General features: G+C 62.7%; 18 protein-coding genes and 1 pseudogene. 6 read left to right on the top strand and 13 right to left on the bottom strand.

Annotated features, from left to right (window positions below; genetic code table 11):
- Position 1 precedes the first annotated feature (1 nt).
- The 3 genes from O7A05_RS23040 to O7A05_RS23030 all read right to left on the bottom strand — a co-directional run bounded on the left by O7A05_RS23040 (position 2) and on the right by O7A05_RS23030 (position 3373).
- The gene (locus O7A05_RS23040) at positions 2-808 is read right to left on the bottom strand and encodes an endonuclease/exonuclease/phosphatase family protein (protein WP_337095237.1); all 807 of its coding nucleotides are present in this window, start codon (positions 806-808) and stop codon (positions 2-4) included.
- A 24-nt stretch (positions 809-832) separates the two neighbouring features.
- Positions 833-2293, bottom strand: a complete 1461-nt coding sequence (locus tag O7A05_RS23035; protein WP_337095236.1) for a phospholipase D-like domain-containing protein — start codon at positions 2291-2293, stop codon at positions 833-835.
- A 252-nt stretch (positions 2294-2545) separates the two neighbouring features.
- Complete coding sequence (locus O7A05_RS23030; RefSeq protein WP_337095235.1) at positions 2546-3373, bottom strand: oxidoreductase; 828 nt, start codon at positions 3371-3373, stop codon at positions 2546-2548.
- Positions 3374-3449: 76 nt separating this feature from the next.
- Here O7A05_RS23030 and O7A05_RS23025 point away from each other — a divergent pair, with 76 nt between their 5' ends.
- The gene (locus O7A05_RS23025) at positions 3450-4382 is read left to right on the top strand and encodes an AraC family transcriptional regulator (RefSeq protein WP_337095271.1); all 933 of its coding nucleotides are present in this window, start codon (positions 3450-3452) and stop codon (positions 4380-4382) included.
- Between the two features lie 77 nt (positions 4383-4459).
- Here O7A05_RS23025 and O7A05_RS23020 read toward each other — a convergent pair whose 3' ends face one another.
- The gene (locus O7A05_RS23020) at positions 4460-5107 is read right to left on the bottom strand and encodes a class I SAM-dependent methyltransferase (protein ID WP_337095234.1); all 648 of its coding nucleotides are present in this window, start codon (positions 5105-5107) and stop codon (positions 4460-4462) included.
- A gap of 38 nt (positions 5108-5145) precedes the next feature.
- Entirely contained in the window at positions 5146-6186 is a 1041-nt protein-coding gene (locus O7A05_RS23015; RefSeq protein ID WP_337095233.1) for an aminopeptidase, read from the bottom strand.
- 315 nt (positions 6187-6501) lie between these two features.
- On the opposite strand from O7A05_RS23015, the gene O7A05_RS23010 reads away from it, so the two are divergent.
- Positions 6502-12198, top strand: a complete 5697-nt coding sequence (locus tag O7A05_RS23010) for a HAMP domain-containing protein (protein ID WP_337095232.1) — start codon at positions 6502-6504, stop codon at positions 12196-12198.
- 10 nt (positions 12199-12208) lie between these two features.
- On the top strand, positions 12209-14263 hold the full coding sequence (locus O7A05_RS23005; protein WP_337095231.1) for a response regulator: 2055 nt from the start codon (positions 12209-12211) through the stop codon (positions 14261-14263).
- Positions 14264-14289: 26 nt separating this feature from the next.
- On the opposite strand, the gene O7A05_RS23000 is transcribed toward O7A05_RS23005, so the two are convergent.
- Together O7A05_RS23000 and O7A05_RS22995 are read right to left on the bottom strand one after the other, a co-directional pair.
- Entirely contained in the window at positions 14290-14523 is a 234-nt protein-coding gene (locus tag O7A05_RS23000) for a hypothetical protein (RefSeq protein ID WP_337095230.1), read from the bottom strand.
- Positions 14524-14630: 107 nt separating this feature from the next.
- A complete protein-coding gene (locus tag O7A05_RS22995) occupies positions 14631-15380 on the bottom strand; it encodes a DUF899 domain-containing protein (protein ID WP_337095229.1) in 750 nt (249 codons plus the stop codon).
- A 121-nt stretch (positions 15381-15501) separates the two neighbouring features.
- Here O7A05_RS22995 and O7A05_RS22990 point away from each other — a divergent pair, with 121 nt between their 5' ends.
- The 3 genes from O7A05_RS22990 (at position 15502) to O7A05_RS22980 (ending at position 18497) form a co-directional block, all read left to right on the top strand.
- The gene (locus O7A05_RS22990) at positions 15502-16722 is read left to right on the top strand and encodes a helix-turn-helix domain-containing protein (RefSeq protein WP_337095228.1); all 1221 of its coding nucleotides are present in this window, start codon (positions 15502-15504) and stop codon (positions 16720-16722) included.
- A 33-nt stretch (positions 16723-16755) separates the two neighbouring features.
- Positions 16756-17760, top strand: coding sequence for a zinc-dependent alcohol dehydrogenase family protein (locus tag O7A05_RS22985; RefSeq protein WP_337095227.1), 1005 nt, complete (start codon positions 16756-16758; stop codon positions 17758-17760).
- 95 nt (positions 17761-17855) lie between these two features.
- A complete protein-coding gene (locus O7A05_RS22980; RefSeq protein WP_337095226.1) occupies positions 17856-18497 on the top strand; it encodes a Vgb family protein in 642 nt (213 codons plus the stop codon).
- Between the two features lie 25 nt (positions 18498-18522).
- Here the strand turns inward: O7A05_RS22980 and O7A05_RS22975 are convergent, their stop codons facing one another.
- The 6 genes and pseudogenes from O7A05_RS22975 to O7A05_RS22950 all read right to left on the bottom strand — a co-directional run bounded on the left by O7A05_RS22975 (position 18523) and on the right by O7A05_RS22950 (position 23067).
- Positions 18523-19611, bottom strand: a complete 1089-nt coding sequence (locus O7A05_RS22975; RefSeq protein ID WP_337095225.1) for an acyltransferase family protein — start codon at positions 19609-19611, stop codon at positions 18523-18525.
- A gap of 356 nt (positions 19612-19967) precedes the next feature.
- Positions 19968-20354 carry a c-type cytochrome gene (locus O7A05_RS22970; protein ID WP_337095270.1) on the bottom strand — a complete coding sequence of 129 codons (387 nt, stop codon included), beginning with the start codon at positions 20352-20354 and terminating at the stop codon, positions 19968-19970.
- Positions 20352-20492: pseudogene (locus O7A05_RS22965) on the bottom strand (ankyrin repeat domain-containing protein); the annotation flags it as partial. The gene O7A05_RS22970 and the pseudogene O7A05_RS22965, both read right to left, overlap by 3 nt.
- A 15-nt stretch (positions 20493-20507) precedes the next feature.
- Entirely contained in the window at positions 20508-20864 is a 357-nt protein-coding gene (locus O7A05_RS22960; RefSeq protein WP_337095224.1) for an ankyrin repeat domain-containing protein, read from the bottom strand.
- 218 nt (positions 20865-21082) lie between these two features.
- Complete coding sequence (locus tag O7A05_RS22955; protein WP_337095223.1) at positions 21083-22339, bottom strand: MFS transporter; 1257 nt, start codon at positions 22337-22339, stop codon at positions 21083-21085.
- Positions 22336-23067, bottom strand: a complete 732-nt coding sequence (locus O7A05_RS22950; RefSeq protein ID WP_337095222.1) for an MBL fold metallo-hydrolase — start codon at positions 23065-23067, stop codon at positions 22336-22338. The genes O7A05_RS22955 and O7A05_RS22950 overlap by 4 nt, the downstream gene beginning before the upstream one ends.
- Positions 23068-23072: the final 5 nt, after the last annotated feature.

The following is a 23072-nucleotide window of genomic DNA, read 5'->3' as shown; positions in this document are numbered from 1 at the left end:
CTCAAAGATGCACGAAGGCCGTCAGCGGGAGGTGGTCGGAAGCAACGCGCGACAGCGGCGTGTCATGCGCCTCGACGCCTGAAACCAGATCGTGCCGGTTGCCCATGATGCGGTCGAGCGCCAGCACTGGCAGGCCGGATGGGAAAGTTGGCACCGCCGGCGTCGGGCCGAAGGTCGTGTGCAGCGTGTTCAGCGCCGAGCGGTTGCCGAGCCGCCATTCGTTGAGGTCGCCCAGAAGCAGCGTCGGCCTTTCGTCGGCGCTGCTCATGATGTCGAGCACGACCCGGGCCTGTTCCGAACGCGAGCGACGCAGCAAGCCGAGATGGGCGGCAATGACGCGCAGCGATCGTTTCTCGTCGAGATCGATCTCGGCGACCAGCGCGCCGCGCGGCTCCAGCCCCGGCAGCTTGATCTGGTGGACGTCGCGCACGGTGCCGCGCTTGAACAACAGCACATTGCCGCGCCAGCCATGCCCCTTGCCGTTGCCCCTGACCGGCACCGGCACCAGCCCCGTCTCCAGCTCCAGGCGGGCAAGGTCGAGCAGCCCGGCGCGGTCCCCGAAGCGGTTGTCGGCCTCCTGCAGCGCGATCACGTCGGGGCTGATTTCGCGGATGACGCGCGCCGTCCTTTCAGGGTCGAATTTGCGGTCGGTGCCGATGCATTTGTGGACGTTGTAGGAGGCAACGACGATTTCCGTGTCGTTGACGCGCTTGCGCGGCGTCGCCTTCGCCTTGCGCGCGCTTCTGCTGCGGATCGAGAGCAGCACGGTCTCGGGTAGGCTGCGTCCTTTGATGTCGTCTATCTCCATGATCCCGATGCTCGATTTCCTGCTCTAAAGATAGGGCGATCCCAGCCACAGCAAACGGTCGAAGACGCGGATCGCGAACGGCCTTGCCTTCAGCGTCTGCAGCGTCACCGGCTGAGCGGTCGAGATGGCGGCCGCGATGCGGGCGTCGATCTCAGCGGCGAAGTTTATATCCAGGACTTCCAGGTCGATCTCGAAATTCAGCCTCAGCGAGCGGGCGTCCAGATTGGAAGAGCCGACATAGGCCCACACGCCGTCGATTGCCATCAGCTTCGAATGGTCGAACGAGCCTTCATGGCGCCAGACGCGGCAATAGTGCTTCAAAACCTGGTCGAACTGCGCCGTCATCGCATGGTCGACGAGGAAAAGATTGTTCACCGCCGGCACGACGATGTCGATTTCGACGCCGCGCCGGCCGGCGGTGGTCAATGCGCTGATGAACTCCCGGTCCGGCAGGAAATAGGGCGACATGATGCGGATCGACTTGCGGGCGACCGAGAACGCGCCCATCAGCAGCTTCAGGTTGGTTTCGTTGGCCGCGTCCGGCCCGGTCGCCACCGCGCGCACCAGCATCGGCTGCCCTGGCGGCGGCACCATGCGCTCGACCTGCCAGGGTCCGTCCTTCAGGGCCTCGTTGCCGGCGAAGCGCCAATCCTCGGCGGCAACCGAGAACAGATCGGCCACCACCGGCCCGGTGACCTCGAAATGGGTGTCGCGCGAACTGTCGGAACCGGCGAATTCGGCCGAGAAACCCTTGCGGATGTTCATGCCTCCCGTGAACGCCACCGTGCCGTCGACGATCAGGATCTTCCTGTGGGTCCTGAGATTGGCATAGGGAAGTCTCAGGCCCATGACGATGTTGCCGTTGAAGAGATCAACGGTGACGTCGGCTTCCCTGAGCTGTTTCAGGATGCTAGGCACCGAGTAGCGCACGCCGACGGCGTCGATCAGCACGCGCACGGTGACGCCGCGCTTGACGGCATTGCCGAGCGACTGGACGAAAAGCGCCCCGACCGCGTCGTTGTCGAAGATATAGGTTTCCAGAAGCACGCTCCGTTGCGCCGCGTCGATCGCACGGCACATCGCCATATAGGCCTCGTCGCCGGTCTTGAGCACGGCGATGGTGTTTCCCGAGGTGAGCGGGCGCCGCGTGACCCTGTCGCCAAGCGTCTTCAGCCCGGTGAAACGCTGGCCGAATTCGGCGTTGATCAAGGCTTCCAGCGCGACGTCCCGGTCATGCCTGGCGGCGGCGGCCTCGGACGAGACCGGCCGCATGGCGCTGATCGTCGCACGGCGGATGCGGTTGATCCCGGCAATGGCGTAGATGATCGCGCCGAGGAAAGGCGACAAGAGCATCACGCCGACCCAGCCGGTGGCAGCGCGCACGTCTTCCTTCGTCATGATGGCATGCACGATGCCCACCGCCGCCATCGCCAGCGACAGGATCAGGATAAGCGTCGACCAGTGACTCGCAATCGCCTCGAACATTGGCCCGACTATTGTGCGAGCCGGCGCGGAAGGCAATGCGGACGGATCATTCCCGCGCTCATTCGGAGGTCTGAAATCGGGCGGCAAGAACCGCCGTCATCCGTTCGGCCAATTCCGCGACCGGCCTCGTCGTTCCCAGGCGTAGAGGGAGACACCATAGAGGGCGCGGCGCCAAACCGCGTATAGGGTCTCACTGGACGTAGGGTTTGACCCAACCGTCCAACTCCGGCTTTGCCGTTTGTGGATATGCTGTCAGCCATCGGTCGAGATGGTCACAGCCCTCCAGGCTTCGATCTCTTGCTGGAGGCGCTCGATACGCTCGGACACGAGCTTGAGAGCGTCGCTGCCAAGCAGGAGCTGCGGCGGCGGAGCTTCGGATTCCACCAGAGCCAATACGGCCGTCGCGAGCTTGTCCGGGTCGCCAAGCTGCTTGCCGCTTTTCGCCTGCCGGGCTTCCCGGATCGGATCGAACAGCGCATCGTAATCCGCGATGGACCTTTCGGTTCGAACCATGGAGCGCCCGGCCCAGGCCGTCCGGAAGGAGCCGGGGCATATCGCCGTAACGCGTACGCCGAACGGGGCCATTTCCGAACGCATCACTTCCGATATGCCCTGGAGCGCGAACTTGCTGCCGCAATAGTAAGCAATGCCCGGCATCGTGATCATGCCGCCCATCGAGGTGACATTGACGATGAAGCCACGGCATCGCTCGCGGAACCTCGGAAGAAATGCCTTGGCGACCGCCACGGCGCCGAAGACGTTCACGTCGAACTGACGCCGCATCTCTTCGAGCGGCGACTCTTCAAGCACGCCTTCGTGGCCATAGCCGGCATTGTTGATCAGGACATCGACGGGCCCGTGCTCTTCTTCTGCCTGCGCGACGACGTCCGGCACGCGGTCGAACTCCGTGACATCGCACATGACCGTCCGGATCGCGGGGAGGGATCTGCCGAGTGCCGCGCGTGACGTCTCGGACCGTACGGTGCCAATGACCGTATGGCCTGCTTGGATGGCGGCGGAAGCGATGGCGAGGCCAAAGCCGGAATTGGCGCCGGTGATGAAAAAGGTCTTTTTCGCCATGGTCTGCGGTCCTTTGTTGATGGAGTGCGCCTTGGCAAATAGTATGGGGCGATGGGTGTCTTCGATTGCGATTTCTATGAATGGCTTGCCAAATCCTATTGGAACCGACGCCGGACGAAGACGGGAACTGGTCAATCTGGCCGGAGCTCTCGCCGAACGCATTGGATACAACGCGACCGCGCTTGAGAGCGTGCGGGTGCTCCGGACGGAGGCCGTGTTCCATGACGTCCCAGTGCTCTATGAACCGGGCGCGGTGTTCGTCCTGCAGGGGAGCAAGCGAGGCATCCTCGAACGGGAGGTCTATCTCTACGATGAAGACCATTATCTGGCGGTGTCGGTCCCTGTTCCGTTTCGAATGGAGTCGACGGCCAGCCCCGATCGTCCTCTGCTTGCGGTCTATGTCGAGTTCGACATGCGGATGGCGGCCGACATTGCCGCGCAGCTGGAGATGCATTCGGCTGTGAGAAGCGACCGGCCGCGAAGTCTCGTATCGAGCAGAATGGGCTCCGATGTCGAGGATGTCCTGCTGCGCCTGCTGACGGCGCTTCGCAATCCTGCCGAGACCGCTATTCTTGGATCAAGCCTTCTGCGCGAGCTGCATTACCGTGTCCTGATTGGCCCGCAAGGCGGCGCAATGATCGCGGCCTTGCGGCAAAGAGGCAGATCGGGAAGGATCGTGCGGAGCCTCGCATGGCTGCGGGAAAACTACAGCGCTGAAATCTCGGTCGCCGATCTCGCGGGAGAAGCAGGCATGAGCGTGCCTTCTTACCACGTTCACTTCAAGGAAATGACCGGAAGCAGCCCGATGCAGTACGTGAAAGCCATGCGGCTGCACGAGGCAAGACTGATGATCGCACGCAAGGGAACGATCGCTCAGGTCGCGGCTTCGGTCGGATATGCGAGCGCGGCTCAGTTCAGCCGCGACTTCAAGCGGCATTTTGGACGCACGGCTTCTGAGGAGATGAGCTGGGTCCGTCGCCATCTGGGCGAGCTCGCCTCGGAAGAGTAGTCCGCTATTGCCGCTCAGCGGGTCACGCGTCGGCACAGTGTCGCGGCGAGCTAGAGCCGATCGGCAGGGCCGCCGGCCTACGGCTTCCTGAAGAAGCCCGACAGAACGTTCGGACCCGCTTCGCCGGGCCGCAGTCTGATCCCGTCCTCGAAGCAATTCAGCGTCACGCATTCGAAGCCGCTATGCGCCAGGAGCGCTACCAGCGAGTCACGGTCGAAATGGTGCAGATGCTCGTTGGGCAGGCGCATGCGCCACGTCCGGAACCACGCGTCGCCGTCGGCGCCGAGCTCGCGCCAACGGCAATAAGGAACGGCGACAGCCAGGTGGCGGGTCCGAAGGCTGGAAAGGAAACTGAGGTCCGGGATGTGCTCCAGCACGTCGAACATGGCGACGAGGTCCCAGGTGCCGGCGAGCGCCTCATCCCAATCGACAAAGCGGACACCCTTGGGCAGGGGAAATTCGGCGATATCGCAGCCGGCGCAGTCGGCGACTCCGGTTATTTTCGCCGCTTCGATGAACGTGCCCGTGCCGTATCCGATTTCCAGTACCGAGCGAGGAATCTCGCCGGTGATGCCGAGTACCCAGCCAAGCCGCTGATAGCCGAGCTTGATGGTCCGATCGCTCAGGTCCTCATAATAGGATATGTATTTCTTGTCGTATTTGATCGGTGTGAAGTCGATCTGGTGGATCACGCCGAACCTGTCCACCTCGTAATTGTCCAACATTTGCCCGAGCGGCCTCCGGTGCCGAATCCCTTACATGGTCAATAACAAGCAGCCACGGTCCTAAGCGCTTCGGCGCGGGAAGGTGCGGGCAAATTCCCGATCCGCCGAACGGAAGCATAGAATCTTGGATAATCGCCGGAGCATAGGCTGAACAAGCGGAGAAACGTCGGAACCTCTTCGCCGTAGACAGCAGTCGCCGCGAGCTTCGCGTTGTTGATGGGGCTGTCGAACCAGGCGTCGTATCCACGGTATCCCGCCCATCGCCTATCGCGCATTTGCCGATAGCGCACCCGCAGCCTGTCGATCGTGGCTGCCTTGGCCGCGGCCATCTGTTCCGGACTGCGCGGGCTCCCGTAGACCTGCCTCAGTTCGTCCCGGGTTTTCGATATCAGTTCGAGAAAATCTGCCTTGCGCTTGCGGTCAATTTCGTAGCTGCGCAATCCGGGGCGGTTGCCGGTGGCGCGGAGCCATTTCCTCGTACCGGTGGTTTCGACGGAAACCGCGAAAGCCTCGTTGAACGCGGAGTCGCCGTTCACATAGACTTTCTGATGCGCCAGCTCGTGGAAGATAAGACTTGCGAGATAGGTGTCGTTCTGACGCAGCATGGTGCTGAGCAGCGGATCGCTGAACCAGCCCAGCGTGGAATAGGCTGTTATGCCCGTCACATAGACGTCCAGCCCCTGCCGCTGCAGCTCAGCGGCATTGTCGAGCGCGTCTTTGCGCGAAAAATAACCCTTGTAGGGAACGCAGCCGAACACCGGAAAGCACCATGTTATCGGCGCGAGCGAGAATTGCGGCGCGGCGAAGACCGCCAACGTCACATCGTTCCGACCGACGTCGACATAACTGCGGTAGCTATTGTTATCGGGCAGCGCCAGTTCGTCCGTGGCAAAGCGGCGTATGGCGCTGGCCGACGTCAACTTGGCGCGCAATGGTTCCGGCGTCGAAGGATCACGGATCAGTTTTCCGACATTCTTGCGCGCCGCCATGATCTCAACATGGCCCTCCAATGACTGCGCATAATAGGAAATGCTCGTGCATCCGGTCACGCCGGACGCCAGGATCGCCGCGGCAAGCAATCGAAAAACGCGCTTCACAGCCTGCCCACCGCCTGCTCGTCTCCCATGGAGCAAATGTCTCCATTTGCTCCATGTCTCAAACAGGCGCGCCTATTTTCGTCAAGACCCGGAGGGGGCGGCGGCCTGACTTTCGATTTGGCAGGATCGGCACCCGCCTATTCGTCATGCGGCGCTCAACGAAGATATCGCCGCCCATTAATTGGAACCGAAATACGGTTCGCGCGTTGTGGCCCTCGCGGGAGTGTGTCCGCGAGGGGAATCTTTCATTCGCGATAAAGTCTTCATCGTTATCAGCCAGGGCTGTGAGGGGGCGCTGTGACTACGTTGAAATCCAAGCCGCAGTTGGACCGCCGCCAGATTTTGAATGCCCTCAAGGCCTTCCGGCGGGGCGACTTCTCTGTACGCATCGACAATGTCTATGAAGGGCTCGATTCCGATATCGCAGACACCTTCAACCAGATCGTGGAGATCAACGATCAGGTCACGCGCGAGTTCGAGCGGCTGAGCAGGATGGTCGGCAAGGATGGGCGGATCGGTGAGCGCGGCCATGTACGCAATGCCACAGGCAGCTGGGAAAAAAGCGTCCGCTCCGTCAACGATCTGATCGAGGACATGGTCCAACCGACCACGGAGGTGGCTCGCGTCATTGGTGCGGTTGCCAAGGGCGATCTGTCGCAAACCATGATGGTGGAGATCGACGGTCGGCCTCTGCGAGGCGAGTTTCTCCGTATCGGCAAGGTCGTCAACACGATGGTCGGGCAGTTGGGATCCTTCGCTTCGGAGGTTACGCGCGTTGCCCGCGAGGTGGGTACCGAAGGCAAGCTGGGCGGCCAGGCACGGGTGAAGGGCGTGGCCGGCACCTGGAAAGACCTGACCGACAACGTCAATGCCATGGCGACCAATCTCACAGGGCAGGTCCGCAATATCGCCGAGGTCACCACGGCTGTCGCCTCGGGCGACTTGTCGAAGAAAATCACCGTCGACGTGAAGGGCGAGATCCTGGAGCTCAAGAACACCATCAACACCATGGTGGACCAGCTCAATTCATTCGCCTCGGAAGTGACGCGCGTGGCGCGCGAGGTCGGCACCGAAGGCAAGCTCGGCGGCCAGGCGCGCGTGGAGGGTGTCGGTGGCACCTGGAAGGACCTTACCGACAACGTCAATTCGATGGCCGAAAATCTGACCGGACAGGTTCGCAACATTGCCGAGGTGACGACGGCCGTCGCTCTCGGCGACCTGTCGAAGAAGATCGCCGTCGATGTGAAGGGTGAAATTCTCGAACTGAAGAACACCATCAACACGATGGTGGACCAGCTCAACTCGTTTGCTTCGGAAGTGACGCGCGTGGCGCGCGAAGTCGGTTCCGAGGGCAAGCTGGGCGGCCAGGCCCAGGTACGTGGCGTCGCCGGCACGTGGAAGGATCTGACGGACAATGTGAACTCGATGGCCGAAAATCTGACCGGGCAGGTTCGCAACATCGCCGAAGTGACGACGGCGGTCGCGTCTGGTGATTTGTCGAAGAAGATCACCGTGGCCGTCCAGGGCGAGATCCTGGAGCTCAAGGACACCATCAACACCATGGTGGATCAGCTCAATTCTTTTGCATCGGAGGTGACGCGCGTTGCCCGCGAAGTTGGCACCGAAGGCAAGCTTGGCGGCCAAGCCGACGTGAAAGGCGTCGGCGGTACCTGGAAGGACCTGACCGACAGCGTCAACCTGATGGCTGCCAATCTTACAGGCCAGGTGCGCAATATCGCCGAAGTGACCACGGCCGTCGCGCGCGGCGACCTGTCGAAGAAGATCACCGTCGACGTCAAGGGCGAAATTCTGGAATTGAAAGACACCGTCAACACGATGGTGGATCAGCTCAACTCATTCGCCTCGGAAGTGACGCGCGTGGCGCGCGAAGTCGGCTCGGAAGGCAAGCTTGGCGGACAGGCCCACGTCGAAGGCGTCGGCGGCACCTGGAAGGATTTGACCGACAATGTGAATGCAATGGCCGGCAATCTGACGGTCCAACTGCGTGACGTCTCCAAGGTCGCGACCGCGATCGCCACCGGCGACCTGACTCAGAAGATCACGGTCGATGCGCTGGGCGAGATCCTGCAGATCAAGGACGTCATCAACACGATGGTCGACCAGCTCAACTCGTTTGCGTCGGAAGTGACGCGTGTTGCGCGCGAGGTCGGCTCGGATGGCAAGCTGGGCGGGCAAGCGCAGGTTCGCGGCGTAGCCGGCACCTGGAAGGATCTGACCGACAATGTGAATGCCATGGCCGCGAATTTGACCGGTCAGGTGCGCAACATCGCCGAGGTGACCACCGCCGTCGCCCTTGGTGATCTTTCCAAGAAGATCACGGTCGACGTCAAAGGCGAAATCCTGGAGCTGAAGTCGACGATCAACACCATGGTCGACCAGTTGAACTCATTCGCCGGAGAGGTGACCCGCGTCGCCCGAGAGGTCGGCACCGAGGGCAAATTGGGCGGCCAGGCCCAGGTCCGCGGCGTCGCCGGCACATGGAAAGACCTTACCGATAACGTGAATTCCATGGCCGAAAACCTCACCGGCCAGGTGCGTAACATCGCTGAAGTGACCACGGCCGTCGCGCGCGGCGATCTGTCGAAAAAGATTACCGTGGACGTCAAGGGCGAGATTTTGGAGCTGAAGTCGACGATCAACACCATGGTCGATCAGCTGAACTCTTTCGCCGGGGAGGTGACGCGCGTGGCGCGCGAGGTCGGCACCGAGGGCAAGCTCGGCGGCCAGGCTCGCGTCGAGGGCGTTGCCGGCACCTGGAAGGACCTTACCGACAACGTCAACCTGATGGCCACTAACCTCACGAACCAGGTGCGCGGCATCGCGGATGTCGTGACCGCGGTGGCGCAGGGAAATCTGCGCCGCAAGCTCACTGTCGATGCCAAGGGCGAGATCGCCTCGCTGGCCGATACCATAAACGGCATGATCGAGACGCTCGCTACCTTTGCCGACCAGGTGACCAACGTCGCGCGTGAGGTCGGCATCGAAGGCAAGCTTGGCGGCCAGGCCCGCGTGCCGGGCGCGGCCGGCCTCTGGCGCGACCTGACGGACAATGTCAATCAGCTCGCAGCCAATCTCACGACCCAGGTGCGTGCCATCGCTGAAGTGTCGACCGCCGTGACCAAGGGTGATCTGACGCGCTCGATCAGCGTCCAGGCGTCAGGCGAGGTGGCGGCGCTTAAGGACAACATCAACGAGATGATCCGCAACCTCAAGGATCAGACGCTCAAGAATGCCGAACAGGACTGGCTGAAGACCAATCTGGCGCGGTTCTCGCGCATGCTGCAGGGCGAGCGCGATCTGGCGACGGTGTCGCGTCTGATCATGTCGGAGCTGGCGCCATTGGTGAATGCGCAATACGGCGTGTTCTACGTAACCAATCGGGAAGAAGACGAGTCCTATCTCGAGCTTGCGGCGTCCTATGGCGCCGAGAGCAAGGCCTCGATGAAACAGCGGCTTGACCTGCGCGAGGGGCTTATCGGCCAAAGCGCCGCCGACAAGCGTGCGATCGTCCTCGACAATGTGCCGCCGGAATTCCTGCGCATCACAACCGGCCTCGGCAACGCCGCGCCGGCCAATGTCATCATCCTGCCCGCGCTCTTCGAAGACGAGGTCAAGGCGGTGATCGAGCTCGCCTCCTTCAGCGAATTTCGCGACACGCACCAGTCGTTCCTCAATCAGCTGATGGAATCGGTCGGCATCGTGCTCAACACGATCGCGGCGACGATGCGCACCGAAGGTCTGCTCAAACAGTCGCAGCTTCTGACCTCCGAATTGCAGGCGCGCCAGACGGAATTGACCAAGAAGCAGGAGGAACTGCACGCCACCAACGAAGAGCTCCAGGAAAAGGCCCAGCTGCTCGAAAACGAAAAGAAGCAGGTGGAAAACAAGAATCTGGAAATCGAAATGGCTCGGCGGGCGCTCGAGGAGAAAGCCGAACAGCTCGCGCTGACCTCCAAGTACAAATCCGAATTTCTGGCCAATATGAGCCACGAGCTGCGCACGCCGCTGAACTCGCTGCTCATCCTCTCGAATCTGCTGGCCAGCAATCAGCAGGGCAATCTCAACGACAAGCAAGTCGAATTTGCCCGGACCATCAATTCGGCAGGGACAGACCTGCTCAGCCTCATCAACGACATTCTCGATCTGTCGAAGATCGAGTCCGGTACTGTTTCCGTCGAGATCAATGATATGCCGCTGGCGCATCTTCGCCAGCACATGGAACGCACATTCCGTCAGTTGGCGGCCGACAAGGGACTGGGCTTCACCATAGAACTTGACCCGGGCCTTCCGGAGACGGTGCGCACCGACGAAAAGCGGCTGCAGCAAATCGTGCTCAACCTGTTGTCGAACGCATTCAAATTCACGTCGATGGGCGAGGTCAGCCTCACCTTCAGGCCCGAGAGGACCGGGCGGCGCAACGGTGTCCATGCGCCCAAGGCAGTGGCCATCGCGGTCACGGATACCGGCATCGGCATTCCCGAGGACAAGCAGAAGCTGATTTTCGAGGCTTTCCAACAAGCCGACGGCACCACCAGCCGAAAATACGGCGGTACCGGGCTCGGCCTGTCCATCAGCCGTGAGATCGCGCGGCTGCTGGGAGGCGAACTGAGGGTTGAGAGCACGCCCGGCAAGGGTTCGACATTCACGCTCGTGATCCCCATCGAAGGTCCGCGGGCGGTTCCGCAACCCGTGATCATCGAACAGGACGTGATGGTTCCCACGGGCGGTGTTTCGGTTCCCGAACTGATCGACGACCGGGATGCGCTCTCTCCCGAAGACCGGGTCGTGCTGATCGTCGAGGACGATCCCACCTTTGCGGGATTGCTATTGGGCATGGCGCGCTCGGCAGGTCTCAAGGGCGTCTTGTCCACCGCGGGATCCGGGACGGTGGCGCTGGCGAGGAAGCTGGTTCCGGACGCAATCACTCTGGATCTCGGCCTTTCGGATATAGATGGCTGGGTGCTGTTCGATCTTCTGCGGCACGACCCCAAGACCGCAGGCATCCCGATACATGTCATCTCGGGCGCGGAAGATACGGCTGGCCTGTTGCGCAATGGCGCCGCCAGCGTCTCAACAAAGCCGGCATCGTCGGACGACCTCATGAAGGTGTTCGAGGACATTCATTCGAGCAAGTTGCGCCTGCAGCGCAATGTCCTGATCGTGGATGCCGATCCCGAGCGGCGGCTTGCCTTGGTCGAAGCGATCCGCGATGGCGTCACTTCCGTCACGCCTGTCGGTCGGATCGCCGCAAATGGCCGCGGAATAGACTTCGACACCTATGACGCGATCGTGCTGGGCTTCGGGAGATCGGGCAAGGACAACGCCAAGATGATCGAGGAGATCGCGGCCTCGCTCGAGAGCCTGTCATCCAAGCTTGTGTTCTTCGCACCCTATCCGGAGGCACTGGAGCAACTGATCGGGCTGAGACCGGAGTTGGCGGATCTTGCCCGTGCCGAGAATTTTGGCCAGTTGGCGCTGCTGATGTCGGCAACCCTGCCGCGGGATAGTCGTACCAACGGGGCCGGGGTCTCCGAACGATCGGATAAGTCCGATCTTGCCGGCGCCAAAGTTCTCATCGTCGACGACGACATTCGCAACATCTATTCGCTGACCAGCGTGCTCGAAACGTATGGCATCCAGGTTTTGCATGCCGAGCGGGGTCGCGACGGCATCGCGCTGCTCGAGCAAAATCCAGACATGGACGTTGCGCTCATCGACATCATGATGCCTGAGATGGACGGTTATGAAACCATGCGGCAGATACGCGGCATGCCGCCAATCGCGCACGTTCCCCTGATCTCGGTGACTGCCAAGGCCATGAAGGGCGACCGGCAAAAGTGCCTTGATGCGGGTGCTTCAGATTACATAGCCAAGCCCGTGGATCTTGACCTTCTGCTCGCGCTGCTCCGGGTCTGGATCGGGCGGTCGAGACAACACGCGCAGCCTTCAGAAAAGCTCCTGGCGGTCATGTGACGGTTCGTCGATGCAAAGAATTCTGAAGACCGAACCCGAGCACCAGCCAGGCTTGCCGGAGGTCACAGAAGGCGCCCGGATCCTCGCCGTTGACGATGACGATCGCAATCTCATGGCGATCAGCGAAGTCTTGGCCGGTGTGGGCGAAGTCGTCTGTGCGCACACTGGCGAGGAGGCGCTGCGGTTTCTTCTGAAAGAAGACTTCGCCGTCATTCTGCTGGATGTGCTGATGCCGGGGCTGGACGGATACGAGACTGCCTCATTGATCCGCCAACGAGAGCAGTCGAGACGCACCCCCATCATCTTCCTGACCGCGATCAACAAGGAAGAAGCGCACATGCTGCGCGGCTATGGCGCCGGTGCGGTCGACTTCGTCTTCAAGCCCTTCGATTCGGTCATGCTGCGCTCGAAGGTGGCCGTGTTCGTCGAGTTGCACGAGAAGACCCTCGAAATCCAGCGCAAGGCGATTGTGGAGCAGAAACTGCTGGAGCGGGCCCTGGAGTCGCAAAAGTCGAGGCTCGAGGCGGAACGAGCCTTGCGCGCCGCCGAGCAGCGCCAGGAGGCCATCCTGCAATCGGTGCCGGTATGTTTTCATGCGCGGTCGCTCGAACCGCCTTTTGACGCCCGCTTCGTCACCAGCGGGATCGAGCGGTTGACCGGATTTTCTCCCGAGCGGCTAACATCGGAACCCGGCTTTGGTCTTAGCCGTGTGCATCCGGACGACTTGCCCGATGTCGAGGCCGCGCTGCTTGGCGCCAAAGTGGCCGGCTCCTATAGCTGCGAATTCCGATGGCAGTGCGCGGATGGCAAATACCGAAGCTTCCTGGACCAGGGCGTAATCTTGCATAATCCCGTGGAAAATACGGACGAAATTGTTGGCACGCTGCTCGACATCACCGAGCGGCGCGAGCTTGAAGACAGGCTGCTCAAGGCGCAGCGTCTTGACGCCATCGGCAAGCTTACCGGCGGACTTGCCCATGATTTCAACAACCTGCTTGCGGCAATCCTCAGCGGGCTCGGGCTGCTCGAGCGCAGCACCGCGCTCGACGAGCAGGGAAAAAAAGTGCTTGACCTTACAAGGCGTTCGGCCAAACAAGGCGCCGACCTGGTCAATCGCATGCTCGCCTTTTCCCGGCGTCAGCATCTGAAGCCCGAACCATTGCAACTGGCAACGCTGGTAGAGCCGCTGTACGGGCTCGTCGGGCCGGTGCTAGGAGGCCTGGTTCGTTTCGAATGGCAAATCGACAATTCGGTTTGGCCGGTGCTGGTGGACGCAGGCCAGCTCGAGCTCGCCCTCATGAACCTAGTTTTCAACGCGCGCGACGCGATGCCCACAGGTGGCTCGATCACGATACGCGCTGAAAATCGCACGACCGACGGTCGCTCCGACGAACTGGGGGCGGGCGACTATGTCGTCATCTCGGTCATCGATACCGGCTCGGGCATTCCGGCCGATCTCGTGGCGAAGGTCATTGAGCCCTTCTTCACGACGAAAGCCGTCGGCAAGGGCACCGGCCTTGGCCTGAGTACCGTCTACGGGTTTGCGAAGCAGTCGGGCGGCACGCTTCGGATCGAGAGCGTTGTCGGGCGAGGCACGGCGATGCACCTGTGGTTGCCGCGATCATTGAAGCAACCGGTCCGATCGGTCGAGCAGGGCCAGGTCAGCCAACCTCGCATGAACGGCAACGGCGCCCAGCCGTCTATCCTGTTGGTCGACGACAGCGATGCCTTGCGCGAGTTGACCGCGGCGTCGTTGAGGCAAAGCGGCTTCGATGTGACATGCGCAGCCGGCGGCGCCGAGGCGCTGGCCAGGATCGAGAAGGCGCCGCAGGATTTCGACGTGATCGTCACCGATTTTGCCATGCCGCTCGTTTCAGGTCTGGACGTGATCCGATTTGCGCGCAACCTGAAGGCGGATTGGCCAGCGGTCATCATTACCGGTTACGCCGACACCAAGGCAATCGGCGACCTGCCGGCGGATGTTCCTTTGCTCGCGAAACCCTACAAAGACCAGGAGCTGGTCAACTCTATCCTACTGGCGAAACAGACGTTTGGCCGGAGCTGAGATGGAGACCCGCGATATCGTCGATTTCACCCCCGCCTCGCCACCAGCCGCAGCCATGGCGCAAGATGAAAGGCCGCCATCAACAGATACATCGGTGCCATGCCGCTGAGCACCGAGGCGCCCGGCATGCACATCATGTCGTGGCCGTCATAGGCAACTGTCAGCAGGGCCATCGCTGCGAAGGTCGGCGCCGCGGCGAGGCAAAGCCAGTCGGCGAGGCGGAAGCCGCTCAGGCGAGGGGCGGGATTGTCGATGCTCATGGTGTCCACCTTCTGAAGCGGTCAGGTTTGCAAGCGCCGGAGAGAGGGAAGGGCTTGGCGAGATCGGCTCCGGCGGCGCGGGTCGCGCCACCGGAGTCGCTTCACGCTCAGGCGTTCTTGTTGCGGAACGCCGCTTCGCCGACATCCGATACCTCGACCCACCTCTGGTCGGGCGCGGCGCCTTCCTCGTAATTGTCGTGCCAATTCCACCATTTGTAGGTCTGGGTCTGCGGATAGCCCTCGGGCGAATCCTCCCACACCTCCTGGCGGCCGAGCGGCGTGACGTCGAGATAGCTCCAGACGGTGCCAAAGGCTTCGTCGCCGCGGTTGTTGACGAAATAGGTGCGGAAGATGCGCTTGCCGTCATGGATGAAGACGTTGTGGCCGTGCCATTCGTCGACGCCGAAATCCTTATCCCAGCTGTCGGTGATGGTGTACCAGGGCATCTTCCAGTCCATCCGCTGCTTCAGCCGCTGGATGTCGGCCTGCGGCGCACGCGAGGCATAGGCAAGCGTGGTGTCGCGGGCATTGAGATGGGCGAGGTTGCCGACCTGGTCGGCGCCGAGCGAGCAGCCGCGGCAGGCGTGTTCGGGCCAGCCATAGACGCCCGGCTCGAAAAAGGCGCGGTAGACGACGAGCTGGCGGCGGCCTTCGAAGAGGTCGAGCAGGCTCGCCTTGCCGTTCGGGCCTTCGAACACATAGTCCTTCTTGACTTCCATCCACGGCATGCGGCGGCGTTCGGCGGCCAAAGCGTCGCGGGCGCGGGTGAGCGCCTTTTCCTTCACCAGCATCTCTTCATAGGCGCCTTCCCACGCTTCCTGCGAAACGACCGGCGGTGTCTTCATGTGTTGGGTCATTGCTCTTGTCCCGTTCTTGGGTTTGGTTGGGGGTGACGAGGACAGACATAGGGCCGCATCCGGCGATGGTGAGAGTTACAAGTGTGACGCGATTTGCTGCGGCGGGCGCTGAGGCGATGGCATGGATTCGCTGATCAACGCCGCCGGCCGCGCGCTTGCGGCGGGCGATCCGCTCGGCGCCTTGAAGCGCGTCGCGCTGCGCGACGATGCGCCGGCGCTGGCCCTGCGCGGCATAGCGATGGCGCAGCTCGGCGATTTCGCCAAGGCCAAGGCGCTGCTGAAGGACGCCGCCCGCGCCTTTAGTTCGAGGGAGACTGTCGCCCGCGCGCGCTGCGTCGTCGCCGAGGCCGAGATCGCGCTGGTCTCGCGCGACCTTGGCTGGCCGGAGAAGGCGCTGCGGTCCGCAAGGGCGACGCTTCAATCGCATGGTGATCGCTTGAATGCCGCTTATGCGGGCAGCCTCGAGGCGCGCCGCCTCATCCTGATCGGCCGCCTCGACGAGGCCGAGCGTCTGCTGGCGGACTTCGATCCGGCGCCGCTGCCGCCGGTGGCGCGCGTCGCGCATGAACTGGCCGCGGCCGGTATCGCCGTCCGGCGCCTCAGGACAAAGGCGGCGCGCTCGGCGTTCGGCCGGGCGTCGCTTGCCGCCTATCAAGCCAACATCCCGGCATTGAAGGCCGAAGTCGAAGCGGCGTCCCTGGTGCTGAACACGCCGGTGGGCCGGCTGATCGCGCGCGGCATCGAAAAAGAGCTGCTGCTCGATGAGGTGGAGGCGCTGCTGCGTTCGGGCGCGCTGGTCATCGATGCTTGCCGCCACGTCGTGCGTGAAGGCGGCACCTTGGTCTCGCTGGCGACCCGGCCGGTGCTGTTCGCGCTGGCGCGCACGCTCGCCGAAACCTGGCCGGCGGATGCCTCGCGCGAGACATTGCTTCGGCGCGCCTTCCGAGCGAGGCATGCCGACGAGTCGCACCGCGCGCGGCTCAGGGTCGAAATGGGGCGGCTTCGCGCCGAGCTCGCCGGGTTGGTCGAGATCAATGCGACAACGGGTGGCTTTGCGTTGACGCCGCTGAACGCCGCCGAGATCGTCGTGCTGGCGCCGCCGGTCGAGGACGAGCATGGCGCGGTACTTGCCTTCCTGACCGATGGCGAATCCTGGTCGAGCTCGGCGCTGGCGATCGCGCTTGGCGCCAGCGCGCGCACCGTGCAGCGGGCGCTGGAGCAGTTGTCGGCCGAGCACAAGGTGCAGGCGGTCGGCCGCGGCCGGGCGCGCCGCTGGATGATGCCGCCGGTCACCGGATTCCCGACTGTCTTGTTACTCCCTGGTCCGTTGCCGAGCGACTAGTCTGCCGGTACTCGGAATCGAGGGACAGACGTCATGAAACTGATCAGATTAAGAGCGCCTGGCGGCCTGGAAAAACTCTCGCTGGTCGAGGAGGATCGGCCCGAGCCCGGACCGGGCGAGTTGCTGGTCCGAATACGGGCATGCTCGCTGAATTTCCACGACAGCATGGTTGCAACGGGCAAGAAGCCCTGCGCCGACGGCCGCATTCCGCTGTCCGATGGTGCTGGCGAGGTGATTGCTGTCGGGGAGGGCGTCGACGCATTCGAGACCGGCGATGCTGTCGTCAGCTGCTATTGGCCCAATTGGCTGGGAGGCGAGGCTACGCCCGCCACCAAGCAGGGCGAACTGGGCGATGATGTCGATGGCTATGCAAGGGAATATGCCTCGATGCCGCTGTATGCTTTCACGAAAGCGCCGGCGGGTTACACCCATGTGGAGGCGGCTACACTCGGTTGCGCCGGGGTAACCGCCTGGAGGGCTCTGGTGGTGTGCGGTCAGGTGAGGCCTGGCGATACGGTGCTGGTCCTCGGCGCGGGCAGCGTGTCGTTGTTCGCGCTGCAGTTCGCCAAGATGGCGGGCGCCCATGTCATCGCGACATCTTCGTCCGATGACAAGCTCGAAAAGCTCAGACGGCTCGGTGCCGATCATCTTATCAACTACAAGGCCGTACCCGACTGGGGGCGGAAGGCCAGGGACCTGACCGATGGGCGCGGTGTCGATCACGTGGTCGAGGTCGGCGGCCCCGGCACGCTGGCGCAGTCGATAACGGCCTGCAGGATGGGCGGCCACATCGCGCTGATCGGGGTGTTGACCGGCTTTGCCGCAGAAGTGTCGATCCCGGCGCTGTTTTCCAATCAGATACGCATCAATGCAATTTCCATCGGCAGCAGAACTGACCAGGAAAATATGATCCGGGCGATAACGGCCAAGGGCCTGAGGCCCGTTATCGGCCGTAGCTTTCCGCTGCGCGAGATTGCCTCGGCTTTCAGGGCGTATGAGAGCCGGAAGCATTTCGGCAAGGTCTGCATCGAGCTTTGAGGCGCCAATAAATTCCCGACTGCGTTGTTGCTCCCAGGTTTGCGGCAGAGCGGCTAAAGTCGAAGCTGACACAAGAGACCGATGAGGATTGGAAGATGAAAAGAGCCGCCGCCGAGATCCTGCGCGAATATGGACCCTTTCCGGACGCCGAGCGCGTCAATGGCGTCACCTATGATGGCAAGAATGTGTGGTTCGCCACCGGCGACAAGCTGAAGGCCCTCGACCCGGAGAGCGGCACGATCGTGCAATCGATCGACGTCGCCTCGCATGCCGGAACCGCTTTCGACGGCGAGCACCTCTACCAGATCGCTGAGGACCGCATTCACAAGGTTGATCCAAAGACCGGCAAGGTCGTCGCCACCATTCCCGCGCCGGGCAATGGCGGCGATTCAGGCATGGCCTGGGCCGAAGGTTCGCTCTGGGTCGGCGAATACAGGGCACATAAGATCCACCAGATCGATCCTGAAACGGGCAGGGTGATCCGCAGTATTGAGTCGAAACGCGTCGTCACCGGTGTCACCTGGATCGACGGCGAACTCTGGCATGCCACCTGGGAAAGTGAGGAGGGCGATCTGCTGCGCATCGATCCCGAGACGGGCGATGTGCTGCAGGAGATAGCGATGCCCTCCGGTGTGTCGGGACTGGAATCCGATGGTGAGGGCTGCTTCTTCTGCGGCGGCGGCAGCAGCGGCAAGATCAGGGCCGTACGTCGGCCGGGATATCGCGCTGGCAAATAACGGATAACCGGAACGGGCGGCCCGATCAGGCCGCCTCGCGTGCCGGCCGCGTCATAGGCTTGCTGGAGGCCTTCGCGGCGTTCGGCCCGTCGACATGCGCCCAGGCCGGCCGCTCGAACAGGAAGGTGCCGAAGCCGATGCGCTTGACGATGAAGTAGAGCACCACCGGGCTGATGACCGAGACGAGCAGCACTGCAAGGCTTAGCATGCCGGTGTCGGTCAGAAGGCCGCTCGCCAGCATGAGCCCGCGGAAGATCGACATCGGGATGGTGAAGGCGACATAGACGACCAGCGAATGCTCGCCGAGCCAGCGCAGCCATTCCATCGAGGCGAATCTCGACAGGAAACCGCCGGCAACGCAGAGCGCCACGGCGCCGGCGACGGCCAGCGCCAGATGCAGCGGCGGCCATGCCGCCAGACCCATCTGCATGCCGACCGGTTGCATCGCATAGCCCGGCGAATAGACGAGCAGACCGTTGACGAGGGCCCAGGCGAGCAGGCCCGCCACGGCGATCGCCGGCCGCGCCTGCGTCCATTCCACCAACCGGAAGATCAGCGGCGCCAGCACGAAGCCGAGATAGAAGAACACGAAATACGCCGCGAACTGCTCGAGCGCGTAGCTGTCCGGCTTCGGCGCCCACATTTGCAGCGCGGCGGCAGCCAAGATGACGATCCAGTGCGGCACGCGAAGCTCGCGCAGCACGCGGATGGCGATCCCGAAGACCGCAAGCATGTAGATGAACCACAAGACGCCATAGGGCTGGACGACAGCCATTGCGAGGTCGTGCAGCATGCCGGCGGGATCGCCGCTGAAGATGCCGATCTTCAGCCCGATCGAGATGACCGCCCAAAGCACGTAGAAATAGAGGTAATGGACGACGCGCCGGTCGACATAGCGCCGCCATGGCCGGTCGATCACCTGCGACAGGAACAGGCCCGAGATCAGGAAGAATTCCGGCATGCGGAAAGGCGTCGCGAAGCCGATGACATAATGCAGGAAGCCAACGCCGCCGGTATATTCGCCGGTGTTGTAGGCCGAATACATCATCACCACCAGGATGATGGAAAGGCCTTTTGCCATGTCCACCCACGGCATGCGGTTCGGATTGCTCATGAACGATCTCGAGGAAATGTACCTGTCAGACTGTAGCCGACAGGCACATCCCGCGCAGCATCAAGCTTCGGATATCGTAAACGCGGCGCTGCCAGTGGTGAACGCCTGACGCTTGGTACCGAAGGCGAATCCCTGCAATGGGCGGCGAACTGCCGTTGCGTGCCGCTGCCCCAACGACTTGGTAGCGCCGAGTGCCGTCAAAGATGTTCGATGACCGGTGACCCGTTCATCGGCCTGCGATGCTCGCTGGGCCGGTGGCCTTCCTGGGACACCAAAGGGCGGCTATTTGAACAAATCTGAGTTGGGGCACGAGACGACGCAGCCCAGTAGCGGTGGTTGCGCAAGAGATTATCGACTCAAGGTAGCGCGGTCGGCTTGTCACTGAGTGTGCGCAAGTACGCGATCAGGTCGACTCGTTCGGTCTCGTCCGGAACACCAGGCATCTCCATCTTAACACCCGGCGTGGTGAGCATAGGCCCAAAGAGAAATCTGTTCAGGTCCTCGTACGTCCACACGCCTTCCCAGCTCAGCAAGGCGTCAGAATAATCCATATTTGCCATAGCTGCCTTGTCGCGGCCGACGACGCCCCACAAGTTCGGTCCCGCTTTGGTACCTCCCTTTGGCTTGGCGTTGTGGCAACCGTCACACGCGTGGGTGAAGTATGTTCGGCCTTTCTCGACATCGGCAGAAGCCAACTTCATCGAGATTGGGGCTGGTGTTGGCAAGACGACGCCGTGCGACATGAGATAGTCGGCAACTTCGCGCTGGCCCTTGCGTTTTGCCAGATGGAGCGGCGTCTTGCCGTCCTTTGTCTTCGCATTTACGTCCGCGCCTGCCTCGACCAGTGCCTTCACGCAGTCGAGACAACCGAGAGTGACGGCGACATGAAGGGCGGGTTAGCCGCCACGGTCGGAATTTGGATTTGCGCCCGCGTCCAGCAACAGATTGATCAAATCGATCCTGCGTTTTGCCAAAGCTGGCATGAGGGCAGGACCTAAGAGCGATGTCGGGGTGGCGTTGACGTCGGCACCGCGTTCTATGAGCAGTTTTGCCGCCGCAAGATGCCCACCCCTGATTGCAAGATAGAGTGGTGTCGCCTGCCCATCGCTCTCATCGACGCCGGCACCTGCGTCGAGCGCTGCTGTAATCGCCGCGACATCGCCGTTCTTCGCGGCGTCGTGAATGGCGGCGGCGCGCAATTCAATTGGGAAATATACAGGCAGCAGCGCGATAAAAAGCAGGAGCCCGCGCATTTGGCACCTCCTCAAGGCAAACCGGAGGATGCAGCACGCGTTTAAGGTGACAAGCATACCTCAAATGCCCCGTGAGAACGAGAGTTTTCAGGGCGACCGGCCATGGGCCTTGCTGGCCGTCTGTCTACGGGCTGTGAGGCCCCATCCGGGTCAACTCGTGCCGTGGCGCCAGCAAAGGTGGGCTCTTCTACGCGGGTCCAAGCGTCAGGCTTTCGCTACTAGCCGTCGCTGCGCGCCGGCGTCGACGCTGTCGTTTCCCGCATCGCCACCGCCACGATCGCGCCGGACAGGAAGGTCAGCGCCGCGATTGATCCGATCGCCGCGACGAAGCCGAAGAAGTCGGCGATCAGGCCGGCGGACAGCGCCCCAATCGCGTAGCCGAGGTCGCGCCAGAAGCGATAGACGCTGAGCGAGCGCGCCCGCCAGGAGGGATGCGATGCGTCCGACACGGCCGCGATCAGGCTCGGATAGACCATCGCCGTGCCGAGACCGAGCAGAAGGCTGGCCAGCAGCCACCAGCCGAATTCGCTCGTCATGGCGGTGGTGAGAAGCCCCGCCGCCTGCACCCACATGCCGGCGACGATCAGCCCTTTGCGGCCCCAGCGGTCGCTCAATGGCCCGGTGGCGACCTGGAAGATGCCCCACACCGCCGGATAGACCGCCTTGAGGACACCGATGCGCTCGATGCCGAGGCCGTTGGCAACGAAGAAGAGCGGCAACAGGCCCCAACTCATGCCGTCGTTCAGGTTGTTGACCAGGCCGGCCTGCGAGGCTGCGAACAAATTGCGGTCGCTGAACGAGGTCAGCATGAAGATCTCTCGGAAGCTCAGCGGCGAGGTTGCTTTCGGATGGTTCGCCAGCTCCAGCCGCACATGCTCGCGCGTGTCGCGCACGAGCAGGATCGACAGCGCCGCACCTAGGATCGCATAGCCGACACCGAGATAGATCGGCACGGGGCGCAGACCGTAGCGGCTCGCCAGATAGCCGGTGAGGAAGGCCGTGATGCCGACGGCGAGGTAGCCCGCGAACTCGTTGAGGCCGATGGCGAGCCCGCGCGACTTCGGCCCGACCAGATCGACCTTCATGATCACGGTCATCGACCAGGCGAAGCCCTGGTTGATGCCGAGCAGCGCGTTGGCGGCGACGATCCAGCCCCAGCTCGGCGCCCAGATGATGATGAACGGCACCGGCAGGCCGAACAGCCAGCCGAGGATCAGCACGCGCTTGCGGCCCCATCTGTCGGCAAGCTGGCCGGAGACGAGATTGGCGCAGGCCTTCACCACGCCGAAGCTCACGATGAAGGACACGACCAGCGTGGTGGAAGCGACCCCGAATTCCTCCGCGCCGATCAGCGGCACGACGGTCCGTTCGGTTCCGACCATGCCGCCGACGAAGGCGTTGATCAGCACGAGGAGCGAAAACTGCTTCCAGTTGGCCTTGAGGCCGAGCGCGACGGCGGACGCCGCTGTGCTCAAGGTTTCGCTCCGGCGTTGACGGACCGGGTCCGGGCGGCCTCCGGCGGCGGGGGAGGGACGTCGGCGGTCATGGCGTCGACGAACTCACCCTCATCCTCGATCCGGAAGGCCTTGTTGAAGCGCCGCTCGAAACCGATGGTCGATGTCGGCTTGCCGCTTAGCGAACGACCGCACACGGAGCCTGAATAGGCGCCGGGCAGCACCTCGATATGGTCGGGCAATTCCTTCAGCCGCCGCACGCTGGCATAGAGCGCACGTGCCCCGTCCTCGGCGCTTGACGCAAGCTCGGTGCGGCCGAGATCGCCGACCATCAGCGTGTGTCCGGTGAGCACGAACCAGGGTTCGGCCGACCGCGTGCGATCGGTGACCAAAAGGCTCAGGTGCTCAGGCGTATGGCCGGGCGTGTGCATCACCGTCGCCGTGACATTGCCGAGCTCCAGCACCTCGCCGTCCCTGACACGCCGGAACGGGAAGTCGGCTTCGGCGCCCTCGAACAGCACGTATTCGGCACCGGTCGCCTCGGCAAGCGCACGCCCCGCCGAGATATGGTCGGCATGGATATGTGTGTCGACGACATAGAGGATGCGCATGCCGGTCGAACGCGTCGCATCGACATAGGGCGCGATGTCGCCGAGCGGATCGACGACTGCCGCGGACGCCTTGCCGCCGCAGCCGAACAGATAGGAAGCCGCCACCGGGTCGGTGTGCAGGAACTGCCTGAGAATCATCGCTT

The sequence above is a fragment of the Mesorhizobium argentiipisi (SeqCode) genome, from assembly GCF_037179585.1.
In the GTDB taxonomy this organism is placed as follows: Bacteria; Pseudomonadota; Alphaproteobacteria; order Rhizobiales; family Rhizobiaceae; genus Mesorhizobium; species Mesorhizobium argentiipisi.
The sequence above is the reverse complement of the archived record's forward strand: the minus strand, read 5'-3'. Positions and strand labels throughout refer to the sequence as shown.

Excerpts from the sequence above, each read along its gene's own strand:
- O7A05_RS23040 (WP_337095237.1), bottom strand. The coding sequence starts at position 808 with ATGGAGATAGACGACATCAAAGGACGCAGCCTACCCGAGACCGTGCTG.
- O7A05_RS23035 (WP_337095236.1), bottom strand. The coding sequence starts at position 2,293 with ATGTTCGAGGCGATTGCGAGTCACTGGTCGACGCTTATCCTGATCCTG.
- O7A05_RS23030 (WP_337095235.1), bottom strand. The coding sequence starts at position 3,373 with ATGGCGAAAAAGACCTTTTTCATCACCGGCGCCAATTCCGGCTTTGGC.
- O7A05_RS23025 (WP_337095271.1), top strand. The coding sequence starts at position 3,450 with ATGAATGGCTTGCCAAATCCTATTGGAACCGACGCCGGACGAAGACGG.
- O7A05_RS23020 (WP_337095234.1), bottom strand. The coding sequence starts at position 5,107 with ATGTTGGACAATTACGAGGTGGACAGGTTCGGCGTGATCCACCAGATC.
- O7A05_RS23005 (WP_337095231.1), top strand. The coding sequence starts at position 12,209 with ATGCAAAGAATTCTGAAGACCGAACCCGAGCACCAGCCAGGCTTGCCG.
- O7A05_RS23000 (WP_337095230.1), bottom strand. The coding sequence starts at position 14,523 with ATGAGCATCGACAATCCCGCCCCTCGCCTGAGCGGCTTCCGCCTCGCC.
- O7A05_RS22995 (WP_337095229.1), bottom strand. The coding sequence starts at position 15,380 with ATGACCCAACACATGAAGACACCGCCGGTCGTTTCGCAGGAAGCGTGG.
- O7A05_RS22990 (WP_337095228.1), top strand. The coding sequence starts at position 15,502 with ATGGATTCGCTGATCAACGCCGCCGGCCGCGCGCTTGCGGCGGGCGAT.
- O7A05_RS22985 (WP_337095227.1), top strand. The coding sequence starts at position 16,756 with ATGAAACTGATCAGATTAAGAGCGCCTGGCGGCCTGGAAAAACTCTCG.
- O7A05_RS22980 (WP_337095226.1), top strand. The coding sequence starts at position 17,856 with ATGAAAAGAGCCGCCGCCGAGATCCTGCGCGAATATGGACCCTTTCCG.
- O7A05_RS22975 (WP_337095225.1), bottom strand. The coding sequence starts at position 19,611 with ATGAGCAATCCGAACCGCATGCCGTGGGTGGACATGGCAAAAGGCCTT.
- O7A05_RS22970 (WP_337095270.1), bottom strand. The coding sequence starts at position 20,354 with ATGTCGCACGGCGTCGTCTTGCCAACACCAGCCCCAATCTCGATGAAG.
- O7A05_RS22960 (WP_337095224.1), bottom strand. The coding sequence starts at position 20,864 with ATGCGCGGGCTCCTGCTTTTTATCGCGCTGCTGCCTGTATATTTCCCA.
- O7A05_RS22950 (WP_337095222.1), bottom strand. The coding sequence starts at position 23,067 with ATGATTCTCAGGCAGTTCCTGCACACCGACCCGGTGGCGGCTTCCTAT.